This window comes from Flavobacterium pygoscelis, assembly GCF_023162025.1.
Lineage (GTDB): Bacteria > Bacteroidota > Bacteroidia > Flavobacteriales > Flavobacteriaceae > Flavobacterium > Flavobacterium pygoscelis.
On sequence record NZ_JALNUB010000003.1, the window covers coordinates 173,860 to 191,879 of the forward strand.

At 32.0% G+C, this 18,020-nt stretch carries 16 protein-coding genes; 8 read left to right on the plus strand and 8 right to left on the minus strand.

The features are described from left to right. Positions 1–18 precede the first annotated feature (18 nt). The 3 genes from MW871_RS05290 to MW871_RS05300 are packed head-to-tail and all read left to right on the plus strand — an operon-like array spanning position 19 to position 2,754. The gene (locus MW871_RS05290; RefSeq protein WP_248427818.1) at positions 19–792 is read left to right on the plus strand and encodes a formylglycine-generating enzyme family protein; all 774 of its coding nucleotides are present in this window, start codon (positions 19–21) and stop codon (positions 790–792) included. A gap of 60 nt (positions 793–852) precedes the next feature. Further along, complete coding sequence (locus tag MW871_RS05295; protein ID WP_210645866.1) at positions 853–1,485, plus strand: SCO family protein; 633 nt, start codon at positions 853–855, stop codon at positions 1,483–1,485. A gap of 6 nt (positions 1,486–1,491) precedes the next feature. After that, positions 1,492–2,754, plus strand: a complete 1,263-nt coding sequence (locus tag MW871_RS05300; protein ID WP_248427819.1) for an alginate export family protein — start codon at positions 1,492–1,494, stop codon at positions 2,752–2,754. Positions 2,755–2,890: 136 nt separating this feature from the next. Here MW871_RS05300 and MW871_RS05305 read toward each other — a convergent pair whose 3' ends face one another. Next, entirely contained in the window at positions 2,891–3,610 is a 720-nt protein-coding gene (locus MW871_RS05305) for a toxin-antitoxin system YwqK family antitoxin (protein WP_248427821.1), read from the minus strand. Between the two features lie 300 nt (positions 3,611–3,910). Between MW871_RS05305 and MW871_RS05310 the strand changes: the two genes are divergently transcribed. Beyond that, positions 3,911–4,873, plus strand: coding sequence for a fasciclin domain-containing protein (locus MW871_RS05310; protein WP_248427822.1), 963 nt, complete (start codon positions 3,911–3,913; stop codon positions 4,871–4,873). A 416-nt stretch (positions 4,874–5,289) separates the two neighbouring features. On the opposite strand, the gene yidC is transcribed toward MW871_RS05310, so the two are convergent. From yidC to MW871_RS05345, 7 genes are all read right to left on the minus strand, one after another. After that, positions 5,290–7,197: a membrane protein insertase YidC gene (gene yidC, locus MW871_RS05315; RefSeq protein WP_248427823.1), complete on the minus strand. Its 1,908-nt coding sequence runs from the start codon at positions 7,195–7,197 to the stop codon at positions 5,290–5,292. Between the two features lie 54 nt (positions 7,198–7,251). Then, complete coding sequence (gene pyrG / locus MW871_RS05320; RefSeq protein WP_248427825.1) at positions 7,252–8,865, minus strand: CTP synthase; 1,614 nt, start codon at positions 8,863–8,865, stop codon at positions 7,252–7,254. 181 nt (positions 8,866–9,046) lie between these two features. Continuing rightward, positions 9,047–9,283, minus strand: coding sequence for a DUF3820 family protein (locus tag MW871_RS05325; RefSeq protein WP_188050202.1), 237 nt, complete (start codon positions 9,281–9,283; stop codon positions 9,047–9,049). Between the two features lie 72 nt (positions 9,284–9,355). After that, positions 9,356–9,757: an OsmC family protein gene (locus tag MW871_RS05330; RefSeq protein WP_188050201.1), complete on the minus strand. Its 402-nt coding sequence runs from the start codon at positions 9,755–9,757 to the stop codon at positions 9,356–9,358. After that, positions 9,757–11,694 (minus strand): LysM peptidoglycan-binding domain-containing protein, encoded by a 1,938-nt coding sequence (locus MW871_RS05335; protein WP_248427826.1) that lies wholly within the window; start codon positions 11,692–11,694, stop codon positions 9,757–9,759. The genes MW871_RS05330 and MW871_RS05335 overlap by 1 nt, the downstream gene beginning before the upstream one ends. A 130-nt stretch (positions 11,695–11,824) precedes the next feature. Beyond that, entirely contained in the window at positions 11,825–13,354 is a 1,530-nt protein-coding gene (gene guaA, locus MW871_RS05340) for a glutamine-hydrolyzing GMP synthase (RefSeq protein WP_188050199.1), read from the minus strand. Positions 13,355–13,635: 281 nt separating this feature from the next. Beyond that, positions 13,636–14,304: a hypothetical protein gene (locus MW871_RS05345; protein WP_188050198.1), complete on the minus strand. Its 669-nt coding sequence runs from the start codon at positions 14,302–14,304 to the stop codon at positions 13,636–13,638. Between the two features lie 281 nt (positions 14,305–14,585). Here MW871_RS05345 and MW871_RS05350 point away from each other — a divergent pair, with 281 nt between their 5' ends. The 4 genes from MW871_RS05350 to gldI are packed head-to-tail and all read left to right on the plus strand — an operon-like array spanning position 14,586 to position 18,008. Further along, entirely contained in the window at positions 14,586–14,975 is a 390-nt protein-coding gene (locus MW871_RS05350) for a RidA family protein (RefSeq protein WP_248427827.1), read from the plus strand. A 53-nt stretch (positions 14,976–15,028) separates the two neighbouring features. Beyond that, positions 15,029–16,285, plus strand: coding sequence for a voltage-gated chloride channel family protein (locus tag MW871_RS05355; protein ID WP_248427828.1), 1,257 nt, complete (start codon positions 15,029–15,031; stop codon positions 16,283–16,285). A gap of 60 nt (positions 16,286–16,345) precedes the next feature. Further along, complete coding sequence (locus MW871_RS05360; protein ID WP_210645678.1) at positions 16,346–17,350, plus strand: DHH family phosphoesterase; 1,005 nt, start codon at positions 16,346–16,348, stop codon at positions 17,348–17,350. A gap of 4 nt (positions 17,351–17,354) precedes the next feature. Then, positions 17,355–18,008, plus strand: a complete 654-nt coding sequence (gene gldI / locus MW871_RS05365) for a gliding motility-associated peptidyl-prolyl isomerase GldI (RefSeq protein ID WP_248427829.1) — start codon at positions 17,355–17,357, stop codon at positions 18,006–18,008. The last annotated feature ends 12 nt before the right edge of the window (positions 18,009–18,020 follow it).

The window sequence follows — 18,020 nt, forward strand, 5'->3', positions numbered from 1 at the left end:
GTAAACAAAAAAATAGCCATGTTGAAAAAGAAAATAGTTTTGTCATTATTTCTATTACTAATAGCAACATCGCTATGGGCTCAAGAAGCTAAAATGGTTGCTGTAGAAAGGGGAACATTCGTTCCCCTCTATGGTGCCAGCAGTAAAGAACCAGTAGAAGTAAAAAGTTTTTACATTGATGTATATCCAGTCACTAATGCTCAGTATTTACTGTTTTTAAAAAAATATCCAGAAAATTCACGTTCAAAGATTAAAGGAATTTTTGCTGATAAAAGTTATCTATCGCAGTGGGAAAGTGATTTTAGTTACGGAAAAAACAATTTAAGCAATGCACCTGTAACAAATATTTCTTGGTTTGCAGCCAAAAAATACTGCGAATGCCAAGGAAAAAGATTGCCCACTATGGATGAATGGGAATACGTTGCAATGGCAGATGAAAAACGAATCGATGCACGCACAAAAGAGAGCTTTAACAAATACATCATGTCATGGTATGAGAAGCCAAATACTTATGCTAATCCTGTAGGAGCAACATTCAAAAACTATTGGGGTGTTTATGATATGCATGGATTAGTCTGGGAATGGACTTCTGATTTCAATAGTATTTTCCTTTCTGGAGAATCCCGAAAAGACAAAGACTCTGATAAAAATTTATTTTGCGGAAGCGCTTCGGTAAATGCAACCGATTTAATGAGTTATGCTGCTTTTATGCGATACGCCTTTAGAGGAAGTCTAAAAGCAAAATATACCACCAAAAATCTAGGATTTCGATGCGCTAAAGATAAAAAATAGCTCATAAAACTAAAAATCAAAAAAATGAAACCAAATAGCTATTACTCCACTTTTTTAGCAATGAAAAAAACAAACCTAAAATCTAGTTTGCGATATACAAATTTTCTTTTTCTTGTATTTGCTTTACTTTTACTATCGTTACAATCTTGTAATAATAAAAAGGAAACTGCCCAAGCAAACGAAAAGCCAATATCCGATTTATCCATATACAACCTTCCTTCTCAATGGACCAATCAAGATGGGAAGAACATGGAGATGAAAGATATGAAAGGCAAAGTATTAGTCATGGTTATGATTTATACTTCTTGTAAAGCTGCTTGTCCTAGACTTGTTGCAGATATGAGAAATATTGAGCAAAGAATTCCTCAAAAAATAAAAGAAAATGTACAATTTGTATTAGTGAGCATTGATCCAACGGTTGATACTCCTAAAAGACTAAAATCATTTGCTATTGAAAACAAAATGGATGGAGATCAATGGGTTTTCTTACGCTCTACAGAAGAAAATACAAGAGAATTTGCAGCAGTTTTAGCTGTAAATTACAAGAAAATTGCTCCTGTAGATTTTTCGCATTCAAATATTATTAGTGTTTTCAACGCAGATGGAGAATTAGCTTACCAGCAAGAAGGCCTGGGAGTGAATTCAGATCAAACCATAAACAAAATTACCGAAGAAGCTGAAAAGCTAAACTAACTCACCATGAAATCATTCAAAATAATCAGTTTATCATTTTTAACAATGATAAGCGCAGCTACTTACGCCCAAGAATTTGATGCCAATTTACAATTAAGACCTCGTTTTGAATATAGAAATGGCTATAAAAACCTAATGCCGAACGGAGAAAATGCCACATCATTTGTATCCCAACGTTCCCGTATTAATTTTAATTTCAGTCAAGAAAGATTAAAAACTAAATTAACTATTCAAAACGTACGTACTTGGGGAGATGTTGCTACTACAACAGCAGCTGACAAAAATGCAATTTCAGTTTTTGAAGCCTGGGCACAATATGATTTAAGTTCAGAATGGTCAACACGCATTGGTAGACAAGTTATTGCTTACGATAACCAACGCATTTTTGGAGAAATTGATTGGTCTCAACAAGGACAAAGTCATGATGCTGCCTTAATCTCTTTTCATCCTAAAAACCATCAATTGGATTTGGGTGTGGCACTAAATGCTAATGCAGAAAACTTACTTGAACCTAAAACACCATATACTACAAATTACAAAACGATGCAGTATGCTTGGTATCACACGCAACTAAACAAAATTGGTATGAGCTTATTGTTTTTGAACACAGGTTATCAGTTTCAAAAAACACCAACAGATTTAGCAGTTGATTACAAACAAACTTTTGGAACCTATTTAACTTTCAAAGAAAAAAAATGGGATACTAATTTAGGGATTTATGGTCAATCTGGTAAAACTGCTACTAAAAAAGTAAATGCTTTGTATGCAGGAGCTTATGTTGGTTATGCTTTTACAGAACAATTCAAAGCGGGCTTAGGACATGAATTCCTTTCCGGTAAAGACCAAGATGATAGCAGTTTAGACAATAAATCATTTACTCCAATTTTTGGAACAAATCATGCACTTAATGGCTTTATGGACTATTTTTATGTAGGAAATCACCAAAACAATGTTGGATTAAATGACACTTATTTAAAACTAAATTATACTTCAAATAAATGGCAATTTGCGCTAATCCCTCATTATTTTAATGCTCCAAGTATAGTTTTAGATACTGATGGTTCAAAAATGAATGCTTACTTGGGAACAGAAATCGATTTTACCACCACATATACCGTTCAGAAAGATATAGTTGCTTCGGCAGGATATTCTCAAATTTTCGGTTCATCAACCTTAGAAAGAGTAAAAAATTTAACAAATGCAGCACAGACAAACAATTGGGTTTGGGTAATGGTTTCGTTTAGTCCTAGAATTTTTACTTTAAAATAATACTTCTTTATTAATTCAAAAAAAAACGGCATCCACTCTTATGGAATGCCGTTTTTTTATATTGGCTATTTAGGATTTCCTTATTAAAGAAAGACTACTTACACAACAATTAAAAAGAGTTATATTGTATAAAAAATTACTTTTTAATTTTCACAGCAGGCTCAGCAAAGCTCATATTTGTTTCTTTTACCAATTTACCTTTTTCAAAAAACTGCCACATACCCTCTTTCTTACCATTGACAAATTTACCTGTAGAAGCGATATCTCCATTAGCATCTTTAAAAGTAGCGATACCATTATATACATTGTTTTTATAGTTTGATTCTTCTAAAAGTGTTCCTTTTTCAGTATATTTTTTATAAAAACCATTTTTTAAATTATTTTTATAAACAATTTCCTCCGCAACCTTACCACTGATATAATATACGGTACGAACACCTTCTAGTTTGCCTTTACTGTAGTTTTCAGTTGTCATTATTAAATTTGAATTTAAATGGTAATATTTCCATTCGCCTTCAAAAAGTTTATTGACTACCTTTCCTTCACTAACTTTATTATTTTTTTGATCATAGAAAATAGTATAAGCAACATTGTCTTTTGAGTTAAATTCTCGAGTTGCTATTAAAGAACCTTTCTTTGTATCATCAAAAAAATTAAAAACACCTATTTCTTTTCCGTGATCAAAAGTCCCCTCATATCTGGGGCGCTTAGACTCATCGTATTTGCCTTTCCATAAACCGTGTTTCAATCCTTTTTCATCTAATTTATTATAATCTGTTACCTGGGCGTAAACACTATAATTGAATAGCATCATAGTTATAAACAGATATACAAAGTATCCTTTTTTACTTTTCATATTATATTTATGTTATTAGACAAATTTAACTACTTTTTACTAGATAAAGCTAAATCTTAAAAAAAGAGAAATATTAAATAAAAAATCCTATTTATGTTTAACTTTTTTTAATATATGCAAAACAAAAAAAATAGCATTTTCTAAGAATTCATCACGAAATAACAACTAAATAGCTAAACAACAACACTTAAACAAAAGTAAAAGAAATCATAAAGTATATTTTTTGTTTAAAGTTTTTTATAATTTTATAAACAAAATAAACACATTTTATTAAATTTTATTAAACAAAAAACAAACAACATGAAAAATTTAAGTAAATTTAAAGCATTCGCACTACTGTTATTTGCTGTAGCTTTTGTCTCTTGTGACAATAGCGATGATCCAACTCCTATGCCTGTAGACAATACTATAACAGGAATAGCAGTTCAAAACCCAAATTTAAAAATTTTAGTACAAGCATTAACAAAAGCTGATTTAGATACAACACTTAAAGGTGCGGGTCCTTTTACTGTTTTTGCACCAACTGACGCAGCATTTACAGCATTTTTAAAAACAACTCCCTACGCAACTATAAATGATGTACCAAAAGAGGCACTTACACAAATCTTATTAAACCACGTAGTTAGCGGAGCAGTAAAGTCAAATGCATTAACTACTGGCTATATCAAAACATTAGCAAAAGGAAATGCTTCAACAACAAATAATTTAAGTATGTATGTTGATCTTAGTTCAGGAGTAAAACTGAATGGTGTTTCTAATGTAACAACTGCAGACATAATAGCTTCTAATGGCGTTATACATGTTGTAGATGCTGTTATTGGACTTCCTACAGTAGTTACTCACGCATTAGCGAATAAAAACTTCACCTCACTTGTTGGCGCACTTACAGGAGCAGGACAACCAGATTTTGTTGCTACTTTATCAGGAGCAGGACCATTTACTGTATTTGCACCTACTAACGCAGCTTTTACAGCTTTAAACGCAGAGTTAGCGCCAGGAGGAATACAAAGTGTTTCTGCAGCTGATCTTACAAAAGTATTGCAATACCACGTTGTAAGCGGAAATGTTTTAGCAGCAACATTAACAGAAGGTCAAATGGTAACTCCAATTCTTACACCAGCACAAAAATTCACAATTCAATTAGCTGGTGGTGCAAAAATTAAAGACGCAAAAGGAAGAATTTCTACAATTATAGCAACTGATGTACAGTGTTCTAACGGTGTTATACATGCTATTGACAAAGTATTATTACCAGTTCTATAATTAAATAAGAGAAGTTATTATTTCTTAAACACAATAAATTACACACAAAAAAAGGATCTTAAACTTAGCGTTTAAGATCCTTTTTTAATTTTAAAGCTATAATTACTAACTGAATTACTCATTTATAGAACAATTATAATTATTCAAAACAATACTACAAATACATACTGCCTTACTGATTAATCACTATTATCTCTGATAACACGACAATCTATTCGCAATTCAAAGCTATTTGAATTAGAAAATATTTTATAACAATTTTAGTCAAATATAAAACAAACAAGTCTTCTCAATAAAAAAACTCACACACTCTTACTTATTTTTTTTATTTACAAGCGACAGCAAGCCATAAAAAAAAAGTCAACTGAATAAAACTAATTTTATTCAATTGACTTTTTAATAATTTAAGAGACTAATTATTTCTTCTTTTTATCTAATGCTTTTTGAGCTTCAGCTTGTTCCATAACTTCTTGCAGTTTTTTCTGGAACTTACCTTGTTTTTTAGGCTCTTTTAATTTATTCTCTTGTATTTGAAGGTGAATCTTGTCGCTATCGATAAAGTATCTTTTGATGACAATCATAATACCAATAGTAATCAAATTCGAAATAAAGTTATACAAACTCAATCCGGCTCCATAACTATTAAAGAAAATTAACATCATTAATGGCGAAACATAGATCATGATTTTCATCATCTTAGCCATATCTGGCATCCCTTCCTGTTGTGGCGCTGCCATTTGTTGATCTCCAGAAGTCATTTTCATGTAAAAGAAAATCGCTATTGCTGCTAATATTGGAAACAAACTAATATGGCTTCCGTACATAGGAATATTAAAAGGCAATTTGATCACTTCATCAAAAGAAGATAAATCGTCTGCCCATAGGAAACTTTTTTGTCTTAATTCAAATGCTGATGGAAAAAACTGAAACGATGCATACATAAAAGGAAGCTGAATCAATGCTGGAATACAACCCGCCATAGGATTTACTCCTGCTTTGTTGTACAACTTCATTGTTTCTTGTTGTTTCTTCATTGGGTCTTTTTTGAATTTCTCTCCCAATTCTGCAATTTCAGGTCGCAATACTTTCATCTTAGCTTGCGATAAGAAAGATTTAAAAGTAATAGGCGACATCGCTATTTTAATAAGAATAGTAAAAACAATAATTGCAATACCATAAGAGATATAATCACTTAAAAAACCAAATAACGGAATAAATATAAATTTATTAATCCATCCGAAAATTCCCCAACCTAATGAGATAATTTTCTCCAAATTTTTATTGTAATGTTTAAGAGTTTTATAATCCGTTGGACCAAAATACCAACTCATTTTATGATCTAATTCTCCGCTTGTAAAAGCTAAAGGAATATTAGCTTTAAATTGCTTTGTAAAAACAGTATCTATTTTATCGTCTTTCACTAAATTAACAGACTTAACTTTAGCTGTTTCTAATGGTGCTTTTGACAAAAGAATAGTTGAGAAAAAATGCTGTTTGAAAGCGATAAAAGTTGGCTTTTCAAGATCTTGTTCTTCGGTTTGTCCTAAACCTGCATAAGAAATTTTTCCATCTTTATGTTCAGAATAGATCTCGTTGTAACGATTCTCGTAAGAAATACTTTTTTCATTACGGTAAGCCTTTAAATCCCACTCTAAATCTAATGGCTTTGAAGTATTCAAAACCTTATTTAATCCTTGTGAACGAATATCGAAATCAATCATATAGTCGTTAGGCTTTAGAATATATTTGTATTCTAAAAATTCGCTAGGACCAGCTTTCAACTTCATAGACAATACTTGATCTGCTCCTATTTTTTCTAAAGTAGGCTCAAAATATAAATCTTTAGAATTCAAAGTACGGTTATCACTAGTCAACAACTGAATGTTTAAGTTAGCATTGTTGTTCTTGATTAATTCAACTAATTGACCTGAACCTTTTTTAAATTTCTCGAATTTTTTTAAAGTTGCTTCTACAATGTAACCTCCTTTGTTTGCAATAACCAACTTTATTACTTCATTTTCAATAGTAGTAATACCTGCTTTTGCAGAAGGAAGTGTCGCTGAATAAGCAAAATTCCCAAGGTTTTTTTGCAATTGAGCCAATTGGGTAGAATCGCCAGTTGTTGCAACTGCAATAGTAGCATTAGCAATAACTTTAGCTTCTAGCTCTTTGGCTTTAGCTGCCTTAATAACCAGTTCTTTTTGTGCTTTTTCAGCAGCTACCACTTTCGGGTCTGGTTGATTTTGATACATGATAAAAATCAAAATAGCAAAAATTAATACAAAACCTATAATCGAATTGCGGTCAAATTTTTTTTGTTCCATTGTAATTAAAAAAATTTTTAAATTTAAAGTGTACTGAAACGAAATCGCTTCTAGTTATTTTTTCTTTGATTGAACTGCTGCTGCCACAAAATTCACAAAAATAGGATGCGGATTCGCTACCGTACTTTTATATTCTGGATGGTATTGTACACCAATAAAAAACGGATGCTCTTTTATTTCGACAATTTCAACCAATCCTGTATCTGGGTTAACTCCAGAAGCAATTAATCCTGCGTTTTGCAATTGTGCCACATAATTGCTGTTGTATTCATAACGATGACGGTGACGTTCCGAAATAGTGTCTTTCCCGTATATTTTATAGGCTAATGAACCTTGTTTTATGTCACATTTCCATGCTCCTAAACGCATCGTTCCGCCTTTGTCTGTAATTGTTTTCTGCTCTTCCATTAAGTTTACAACAGGGTGTGCCGTTTGCTCATTCATTTCTGTAGAATTAGCATCAGCCATACCTAAAACATTTCTAGAATATTCAATAATTGCCATTTGCATACCCAAACAAATACCAAAGAAAGGAATTTTATTTTCACGAGCGTAACGAACTGCTTCTATTTTACCTTCAATTCCTCTTTCTCCAAAACCTGGAGCAACAAGTATTCCATCTAAATTAGCAAATTTTTCGCTCAAATTAGTAGCATCAATATGCTCAGAATGTATTGATATTACATTTACTTTAGTTTCATTAGCAGCACCAGCATGAATAAATGCTTCTAAAATAGATTTGTAGCAATCTTGCATTTCTACATATTTACCAATCAATCCAATATTTACTGTGTGTTTTGGATTTTTCAATCGCTTTAAAAAGATGTTCCAATTTTTTAAATCTGGAGCTGCTTTTTTAGGCAAATCTAATTTCTTTAACGCCACAATATCAAGTCCTTCTTCTAACATAAGATTAGGGACTTCATAAATAGTAGCTGCATCTATAGATTGAATAACGGCTTCTCTTTTTACATTACAAAACAAAGCTAATTTATTTCGTAATTCTTCTGACAATTCATGTTCTGTTCTACAAACTAAAATGTCCGCTTTAATTCCGCTTTCCATCAACGTTTTTACAGAATGCTGTGTTGGCTTTGTTTTTAACTCACCAGCAGCAGCTAAATAAGGAACTAAAGTCAAATGAATTACAATAGCATTATTTTCGCCTAAATCCCAAACCAATTGTCTAACAGACTCGATGTAAGGCAAAGATTCTATATCACCAACCGTTCCACCAATTTCAGTAATTACAATATCAAAGTCACCTGAATTACCAAGCAACTGCATTCTATCTTTTATTTCATTGGTAATATGAGGTACTACTTGTACCGTTTTACCAAGAAACTCTCCTCTTCTTTCTTTTTCAATAACCGAAAGATATATTCTACCAGTGGTAACATTATTGGCTTGTGAAGTAGGAACATTCAAGAAACGCTCATAATGTCCTAAATCTAAATCGGTTTCTGCACCATCGTCAGTAACGTAACATTCCCCATGTTCATAAGGATTTAATGTTCCTGGATCTACATTAATATAAGGGTCAAACTTTTGAATAGTTGTACGGTAACCTCTTGCTTGTAACAATTTTGCCAAAGAGGCTGCAATGATCCCTTTCCCTAAAGAAGAAGTCACACCGCCTGTAACAAAAATATATTTCGTCTGATTCATTCTGTTGTTGTTTGTGTTGTAGTTGTGTAAAAAAAACGTGGCAAAAGTACGAATTAAATTAGAGAAATTGCCAAATAGATAATGAGAAAATAAAGAGATAATTTAATTAGAAATTTTATAATAGGAACATAAAAAAAAAGCTACTTCATTTTATATTGAATCCTAAATTTCAAAAATCAGTTTATGAATTTGGTTTTGGATACTTTTTCTTAATGTTTCTGATTAATTCCTCTAAGCCATTAAGTTTCAATTCATATATTAATTTCAATTGTTCTCCTAATTCTCCTTTTGGAAAACCTTTATTGCTATACCAAACGATGTAATACTCCGGAATATCTATAAGAAACCAACCTTCGTATTTTCCGAAAGGCATTTTTGTATGAGCTAATTTTATAAGTTGTTGTTGGTTTTGATCCATTTTATAAAAAAGAAAAAAGAAGTAAGCTTAAAGATTTACTTTACGCTTACTTCTTTTTTATATAATTGATTATTATTTCCAGTTAAAAGTAATTCGCTTTTCAACCTCTGGATGTAAACTTAAAAATACAGGACAAGTCATTGCTGCTCTTTCAAGAATCGTTTTGCTTTTTTGATCATTGGTTCCTTGCATCTGAAAAACAATTTCAATAGCGCCAATACGTCTTGGTTCTGCATTCATAATCTTTACAACTTCTGCAGTAGAACCTTTCAAATCCACTTCTAAATCTCTTGCTTTGATCCCCATTATGGTCATCATACAAGTTGCCAAAGCATTTGCAACAGTATCCGTTGGAGAAAAAGCTTCTCCTTTACCATTATTATCTACCGGTGCGTCAGAAAGAATTTCAGTTCCCGATTGTAAATGAATTGAAGATGTCCTTAAATCTCCTAAGTAAGTTACTTTTGATGTCATTAGTTTGCTTCTTTAATAGTTAAATCAGTATCGTAGTACAAAATATAAATTCCTTTATTTGCATAACCGCCACCTTCTTTTTTATAAAATTCAAATTTATTATCTACTTGCTCTGTGGCAGTATTATCAATAGTTTTTTGATATTTTTTATCTTGTGCCAAACGTATCATAGTATCAAAAGTGATATCAAATCCTCGAGTTGCAAAAACATTTGGGTCAATTTTATTTTTCTTCTTAAATTCTTTTTCAAAAATCAGTGCTTCTGGAGATTCATTTTCGCGATTGACAGAAGGATAAGTCAACTTTAGTTTTGCAAGATTTGCAATACTTACTTCATCTGTATCTAAAGTTTCATTAGGCTCTAATATAACCAACTGAACTTTATAAGTTGTCATAGCGCTTAACATTACTGCTATTGTTGATTTTATCATTCCTGTGTTTCCCGTTTCCATGACAACATAGTTTATCTTATCGAGCACAAATAAACTTTTTAAATTTTCTGCAGAAACAGCACCATTCTCAGTCAAAGTCGAGAACTTAACATCTTTATGATTCTCCTTGATAAACTGAATAATAGAAAGTTTCTTTTTATCAACCACAGCAATCATATTCCCATTTTTAGAACGCATATAATCAAACATAGCATTTTTTACAGCATCTGGAGAGGGAACTGATTGATACACATTTGCAAAAGACACTACTTGATCTTTTGATAAAGGCGAAATTACAGGAACTTGGTTTTGCATTAATAATTCGGCTGTTTTCTCCACATTGCTTTGATAAAATGGTCCAATAACAACATCTGAATTTTGCAAATTATTATTCTTTACAATTGCACTAACCAACGAACTATTTTTGGTTTCTTGAGAATCAAAAATAGCAATATCAATAGGAAGTCCTAAAACTTTAGCGGAATCTATAGCCATTAGTGCTCCCGCATAAAAATCTAAAGTCATATTAAGAAACTTATCCTTTTTTAAACGTTTTGCAGTCGAATTTAACGTATCACCTTCAATTTTAGCTATATTAAAAGGTAATAGTAGCGCTAGCTTTTTTCTAGCAGTTGTTGCGTTTTTAGACAAAGCAACGTAGTCTTTTTTAACTTCCTGATTAACCACTACTGAACTAGGAATTTTCAAAATCATACCCTCGATCACACCTTCTGATAAAGTAGGGTTAATTTTAATTAATTCTTCTTGGTTCATGCCAAACATCTTAGAAAGTCCATACAATGTCTCTTTAGGCTTTACAATATATTCTTGAAATGTTTTCTTATCAACTACTTGTACTGGAGCGGCTACTACAATCTCCTTTTTAGATTCTGCAATTACAGGAGCAACCTCTTGTTTAGGTGCTTTGCCTTTCACTAACAATTTAAAACCTTCAGGCAAATTAGAAACTACCTCAGGATTTTTTCGCTCTAATTCCTCTATTGTGATTCCGTATTGTTTAGCAATAGAATACTTTGTTTCTTTTGGTAAAACAAGATGATATACTGCTTTTTCTGGGGCTTCAGCAGTGATTTTTATATTCTTTTTTGATGGGATTATCAAAGTTTGACCAATTTTCAAACCCTCTTTTTCCAGAAATGGATTAGCTTGTTTCAGTAACTCGTCAGAGATACCATATTTTTTTTCAATACCATACAAAGTCTCCTTCGCTACTACTTGATGCGACACCCCTTCCGGAGTAGTCTTAGCAGGAATAGCAACAGGCAGTTTTACAGATATCGATGGAATCAACAAAACACTTTTAGGTTTTAAACCTGCTTGCGCATCCGGATTCAATTGGTAAATATCGTTAGGAGTAACATTATATTTCTCAGCAATCTGACTAATTGTTTCTCCTTTTTCAACTTTATGTGTTATCGTCTTTTGAGCAAAAGCTCCGCAATTAAACAACAAAGTAGTCATATAAATTGCAAAAAAATGTTTCATCTTATTTATTTATAAAAATTATTCAAATCAGTAACAAAAATAACGGTATCAAATTTTATTCCAAAAATTTGATACCGTTTATACAAAGAACATTCTGAGAATGATGTTCTACAGAAGATAAAAATCTAAATTATTCCCACTCAATAGTTGCTGGTGGTTTAGAGCTTATGTCATACACTACTCTATTGACACCTCTTACTTTATTGATAATATCATTAGACACTTTCATCAAGAAATCATAAGGCAAATGAACCCAGTCAGCTGTCATACCATCTGTAGATTCTACAGCACGTAAGGCTACTACTTTTTCGTAGGTACGCTCATCACCCATTACTCCTACACTATTTACAGGAAGAAGAATTGCGCCAGCTTGCCATACTTTATCGTATAATCCCCAAGATTTTAATCCATCGATAAATACAGCATCTACATCTTGTAAAATTTGTACTTTCTCCGGTGTAATATCTCCTAGAATCCTAATGGATAATCCAGGTCCAGGAAAAGGATGTCTTCCTAATAATTCAGGATCAATTCCTAGTGACGCTCCTACTCTACGTACTTCATCTTTAAAAAGCATACGCAAAGGTTCCACAATTTTCAATTTCATGTAATCAGGTAAACCTCCTACATTATGGTGTGATTTTATCGTTGCCGATGGCCCTTTAACAGAAACGGACTCAATAACATCAGGATATATGGTTCCTTGTGCTAACCATTTTACATCTTTAATCAGTTGAGATTCATCATCAAAAACTTCAATAAAAACACGTCCAATTATTTTACGTTTGGTTTCTGGATCACTAACTCCTGCTAACTCAGATAAGAAACGATCTCCTGCATCTACTCCTTTTACATTTAAGCCCATTCCTTTGTATTGATCTAATACACTTTGGAATTCATTCTTACGGAGTAATCCATTATTAACAAAAATACAATATAAATTTTTTCCAATAGCTTGATGCAATAAAACTGCCGCTACGGTAGAATCTACGCCTCCCGAAAGCCCAAGAACTACTTTATCATCTTGCAATTTCTCTTTAAGTTCAGCCACCATGTCTTCAACAAAAGCATTTGGCGTGAAATTTTGAGGAACTTCAGCAATTTTAACTAAGAAATTCTCTAACATTTTAGATCCATCCGTAGAGTGAAAAACTTCTGGATGGTATTGAATTGCATAAGTAGTTTCGCCTTCAATTTTGTAAGCTGCAAATTCTACATCGTGAGTACTTGCTAGTTTTACGCCATTTGTAGGCAAAGCTTTTATACTGTCGCTATGACTCATCCAAACCTGACTGTTCTCTGAAACTCCTTCAAAGAAAACTTCATTCTCTTTTATAAAAGATAAATTAGCCCTACCATATTCTCTTGTGTTTGAAGCCGCAACTTCGCCACCACTAAAATGAGCTAAATATTGCGCTCCGTAACAAACGGCAAGCAAAGGTAGTTTTCCTCTAATTTGAGATAAATCCGGATGAGGCGCATCTTCTGCTCGCACAGAAAAAGGGCTACCTCCAAGAATTACCGCTTTATAAGATGATAAATCAGTTGGAAAATTATTGTATGGGAAAATTTCGCAGAATATATTTAATTCGCGAACTCTACGCGCAATAAGCTGTGTATATTGCGATCCGAAATCTAAAATAAGTACGTTGTGTTGCATGCGCAAAAATACTTTTAATATTTTGAATTGAAAAATTGAATTTTGAAAATATTCAATTTATTTTATCAAAGTTTAATTTATAAGGTTTTTGACTCTATCATAAATACGCTAACATCAAAAAACTTTATACTAAAGAAATGATTTCAAAAAAAATAAATAGTTCTTTTTACAAAATCAAAATTTATAAAAACTCCTCAAATTAGTTATCAACATGAATATATATAAAAAGACCTCTGAATCAAACTCAGAAGTCTTTTTTTTAACTCTTATAATTTTAAAAATTACTCTTTTACTAATATTATAGTTGCTTTAAAGCCAGTTCCAAGATTCCATTGACTAGCAGAAATCAATCCGCCTTTATCATCATAGACTTTAAATTCTGCTGTATTGGGTCCAGAACTTCCTTGATTTAACGCTTCAAAATCAATTTTATTAAATCCTTTTTCTAATACAATTTCAAAACCTTTAAATTCACTATCCAAGTTTACCTGATACTGTATCACTTTATCATTAAGATATACTCGGATCTGATCGCCATCTACATATGCAGCATCACGATACATGACCTTTGCAGTAGTTGAACCCGTTGGGTAACTTCCTAAATTTTGATTTTTTCTATACACAATGCCCTCAGTATTATCCTCTTTTTTGTTCCATTTATCTCTATAAACATCTCCAGGATTAATAAACTCATTCTTTGGAATCATTGAAAAATTATTCGCAGGAGCTATAGTACCCGTGGGTTTTGGGTTAGGATTAAAAATTTCAGGATTTTTAAACACGTTTGGTTTTGTAATAGGAGGAATATCTAACTTAGGTGGTGTTTCTTTTTTAATTTTTGGAGCATTATTTTTAGGTGGAATCGCTTTAAACTTAGAGTTGAATTCACTCTGAGCGTATCCACTTAAAGACATTGTAATTATAATAAATAAGAATAAAATCCTTTTCATAACTTTCAAATTAATTTAACTGTGCTTGTATATTTTTAAAAATAAAAAACATTTACCATTTAATCACAAATCATATTGTAATTTAACTTTCATTTATAACTCAAAAGACTCGTTTTTATTGCAATTTCTAATAGAAATAACTATTTGATGCAAAACAAAAATCAAATTTTTAAATTATAAATCTATATTCTTTATTTATGATTTTTCTCTAAATTGCAAAAAATATACCAAAAACGAAATTTAAATCCATAAAATCTAAAATCCTCTAAAAATCAAGCAAAATGAAAAGACAAAACATACTTACAGGCTCTCTTTGGGAAGAAAAAATGGGTTATTGTCGCGCAGTACGAATAGGAAATACTGTTGAAGTATCAGGAACAGTAGCTATAATTGATGGTGTAAATGTAAAATCAAACGATGCACACGCACAAACACTAAATATTTTAGAAAGAGTAGAAAAAGTACTAGAAGAACTTCACGTAAGTATGGAAGATGTTATTCGCACAAGAATATTTACTACTGATGTTTCCTTATTTGAAGAAATAGCAAGCGCTCACGCTAAGTTTTTTAAAAACATAAAACCAACTACTGGTTTTTATGGCATCAAGCAACTTGTAGCACCTGAATATTTAGTAGAAATAGAATTTACTGCAATTGCTAATGAAAAATAGTAATTCGATTGAGATTATAATACTTTTGCAAGAAACACATTTCCATTGACCAAATGATTTTAGAAAAAAGCAAAAACACTTTATTTACTGCTCTCAAATGGATCATCATTTGTTCTTTAATAGGTATTCTTTCTGGATCAGCTTCCGCATTTTTTTTAATAGCTTTAGAATGGGCTACTCATTATAGAGAAGAGAATAATTGGATAATTTGGTTCTTACCTTTAGGCGGTTTACTCATAGGATTAAGTTATTATTACTGGGGACAGTCAGTTGTAAAAGGTAATAATTTATTACTAGAGGAATACGAAAATCCACAAAAAACAATTCCATTAAAAATGGCTCCTTTAGTACTTTTTGGCACTTTAATTACCCATCTTTTTGGAGGTTCTGCAGGCCGTGAAGGAACAGCCGTACAAATGGGAGGAGCCATTGCCGATCAATTTACAGGTCTTTTTAAACTTGACAAAAGTGACAGAAAAACAATTTTAATTTTAGGAATAAGCGCTGGATTTGCCTCTATTTTTGGAACGCCTTTAGCAGGAGCATTATTTGCTTTAGAAGTGGTTTTGTTTAGCAAAATCAATTTAAAAAGTGTGCCTCTTTCTTTTTTAACCGCTTATGTTGGTTACTACACCGTTGAAATCTGGCACGTAAAACATACGATTTACTCGATTCCATTTGTTCCAGAAATGAGTTTAACTACTTTATTCTGGATCTTTCTTGTGAGTATCTTATTTGGTTTAGCAGCGATGTTGTTTTCTAGAAGTACGCACTTATGGGGAAATTTATTTTCTAAAACTATCGCTTATCCACCATTTCGCCCTTTTGTGGGTGGAATCATTTTGGCAACAGCTTTATTTTTTATTGGAACTTCAAAATATACAGGTTTAGGAGTTCCTGTGATCGTAGAGGCATTCTCCACTCCTAATGCTCCCTATGACTTTTTGATGAAAATATTATTTACTGGTTTTACTCTAGGCGCAGGTTTTAAAGGTGGTGAAGTAACTCCTTTGTTTTTTGTAGGAGCAACTTTAGGGAGTGCTTTATCTCTTATTGTACCACTACCAATAGCGCTATTAGCAGGAATGGGATTCGTAGCAGTATTTTCTGGAGCCACACACACACCAATTGCTTGTACCGTAATGGGATTGGAACTTTTTGGACTTGAAAGTGGTTTGTTTATTGGTTTGGCATGCCTAATTGCTTACTTTTTTTCAGGATCAGTAGGCATCTATAAAACCCAAATTGTAAAAGGACCTAAATACCATTTATATCAAAAATTTAAAAGAAAAGGAACAGACCTTTTATAATAGGTGAAAATCGTGTTAATGATTTCAAGATTAGCGTAAAAAAATGTAATTTCGCACTCTATGAAAATACAAGACATTCAAGCGATTCAGTTGTTATTATCAACTCCAAAAAAGATTGCCATAATCCCACACCGAGGTCCTGATGGGGATGCGATGGGTTCGACATTAGCACTATACCATTTTTTAATAAAAAACAATCATCAACCGGTTGTGGTTTCTCCCAATGAATTTCCAGACTTTTTGGCTTGGATGCCTGGATCAGAAACCGTTAAAATATTTGAAAAAGACAAAGAAAACTGCACAAAAATACTCGAAGAAGCAGAACTTATTTTCACTTTAGATTTTAATGCTTTGCACCGTACAGGTGAAATGGAATACGTTTTAGAAAAACTTACAGCTCCATTTATTATGATTGATCATCACCAAAAACCGGATGATTACGCTGCTGTTACGTATTCTGATACATCATTTGGTTCTACTTGTGAAATGATATATAACTTCATTTCCTTTCTTGGAAAAAAAGAAGACATTGACAAAACGATCGGAACATGTATTTACACTGGAATTTTAACTGATTCAGGTTCCTTCCGTTTTCCAAAAACTACCGGAAACACTCATAGAATTGTAGCTGAATTAATTGATTTGGGCGTAGAGAATACAGAAATTCCAACGCTACTTTTTGACAATAGCGGTTTTGAACGCTTGCAATTATTAGGCAGAGCGCTTCAAAACATGAAAGTCATAACAGAACACAAAACGGCATATACTACTTTGACTCAAGAAGAATTAAATTTTTTCAATTATGTAAAAGGAGATACAGAAGGAATAGTAAATTATGGATTAAGCATTAAAGGAATTCATTTCGCAGCAATTTTCATTGAAAATAAAGAAGAGAAAATAATTAAGATCTCTTTCCGTTCACAAGGAGAATTTGATGTAAATCAGTTTGCTAGAGATCATTTTCAAGGTGGTGGACACCGCAATGCCGCTGGAGGAAAATCAGAATTAACAATGCAAGAGACAATACAGAAATTTGAAGACTTAGTCATGAAAACAAGCTTATAAACTAATGAAAAACATTAAAATAATTACAATTACTCTTTTAGTACTCGCATTCGTTTCTAGCTGTAAACAACATCAAGAAGCCAGAAGGCCTATTTCGCAAGCTTCGGGGAGCTTTATGAAAAAATCAATAGTGCGAAATAAAAAACTAGTTGCTACTGAAGAAACTCAAATTAAAGATTTAATAAAAAGCAATCCATCTGTAAAATATTTAGCTTCTAAAAAAGGATATTGGTATACTTATGTAGCACAAAATAAATTAGATTCTCTTACGCCTAAAAAAGGAGATGTAGCCTTTTTTGATTATGAAATCAAAGATTTACAAGGAAATATTATCTATTCAGAACTAGAGCTAAGACCACAAATTTATTATGTTGACAAACAAAATATCATGATGGGCTTGAGAGATGGTATCAAATTAATGCGTAAAAATGAAGAAGTAAATTTTCTTTTTCCATCAAATATGGCTTACGGTTACCACGGTGATGATAAAAAAATAGGTGTTAACCAACCTATAATTTGTACTGTTACACTACGTGATTTTAAATCTGAGGTAGCCTACAAAAAACAAAATCAAATAAAATTAAAAACACCTGCAGTAACGCCGCAAGTTCAAGAGGCAACTCCAATAACAAACAAACCAAAAGACACTTTAAACTAATAAAATTAAACT

Bases quoted from the DNA above. Each gene is read 5' to 3' on its own strand.
- yidC (WP_248427823.1), bottom strand. From the start codon at position 7,197: ATGGAACAAAAAAAATTTGACCGCAATTCGATTATAGGTTTTGTATTA.
- MW871_RS05310 (WP_248427822.1), top strand. From the start codon at position 3,911: ATGAAAAATTTAAGTAAATTTAAAGCATTCGCACTACTGTTATTTGCT.
- MW871_RS05330 (WP_188050201.1), bottom strand. From the start codon at position 9,757: ATGACATCAAAAGTAACTTACTTAGGAGATTTAAGGACATCTTCAATT.
- MW871_RS05290 (WP_248427818.1), top strand. From the start codon at position 19: ATGTTGAAAAAGAAAATAGTTTTGTCATTATTTCTATTACTAATAGCA.
- MW871_RS05350 (WP_248427827.1), top strand. From the start codon at position 14,586: ATGAAAAGACAAAACATACTTACAGGCTCTCTTTGGGAAGAAAAAATG.
- MW871_RS05360 (WP_210645678.1), top strand. From the start codon at position 16,346: ATGAAAATACAAGACATTCAAGCGATTCAGTTGTTATTATCAACTCCA.
- MW871_RS05355 (WP_248427828.1), top strand. From the start codon at position 15,029: ATGATTTTAGAAAAAAGCAAAAACACTTTATTTACTGCTCTCAAATGG.
- MW871_RS05295 (WP_210645866.1), top strand. From the start codon at position 853: ATGAAAAAAACAAACCTAAAATCTAGTTTGCGATATACAAATTTTCTT.
- MW871_RS05335 (WP_248427826.1), bottom strand. From the start codon at position 11,694: ATGAAACATTTTTTTGCAATTTATATGACTACTTTGTTGTTTAATTGC.
- guaA (WP_188050199.1), bottom strand. From the start codon at position 13,354: ATGCAACACAACGTACTTATTTTAGATTTCGGATCGCAATATACACAG.
- MW871_RS05300 (WP_248427819.1), top strand. From the start codon at position 1,492: ATGAAATCATTCAAAATAATCAGTTTATCATTTTTAACAATGATAAGC.
- MW871_RS05325 (WP_188050202.1), bottom strand. From the start codon at position 9,283: ATGGATCAAAACCAACAACAACTTATAAAATTAGCTCATACAAAAATG.
- pyrG (WP_248427825.1), bottom strand. From the start codon at position 8,865: ATGAATCAGACGAAATATATTTTTGTTACAGGCGGTGTGACTTCTTCT.
- MW871_RS05345 (WP_188050198.1), bottom strand. From the start codon at position 14,304: ATGAAAAGGATTTTATTCTTATTTATTATAATTACAATGTCTTTAAGT.
- gldI (WP_248427829.1), top strand. From the start codon at position 17,355: ATGAAAAACATTAAAATAATTACAATTACTCTTTTAGTACTCGCATTC.
- MW871_RS05305 (WP_248427821.1), bottom strand. From the start codon at position 3,610: ATGAAAAGTAAAAAAGGATACTTTGTATATCTGTTTATAACTATGATG.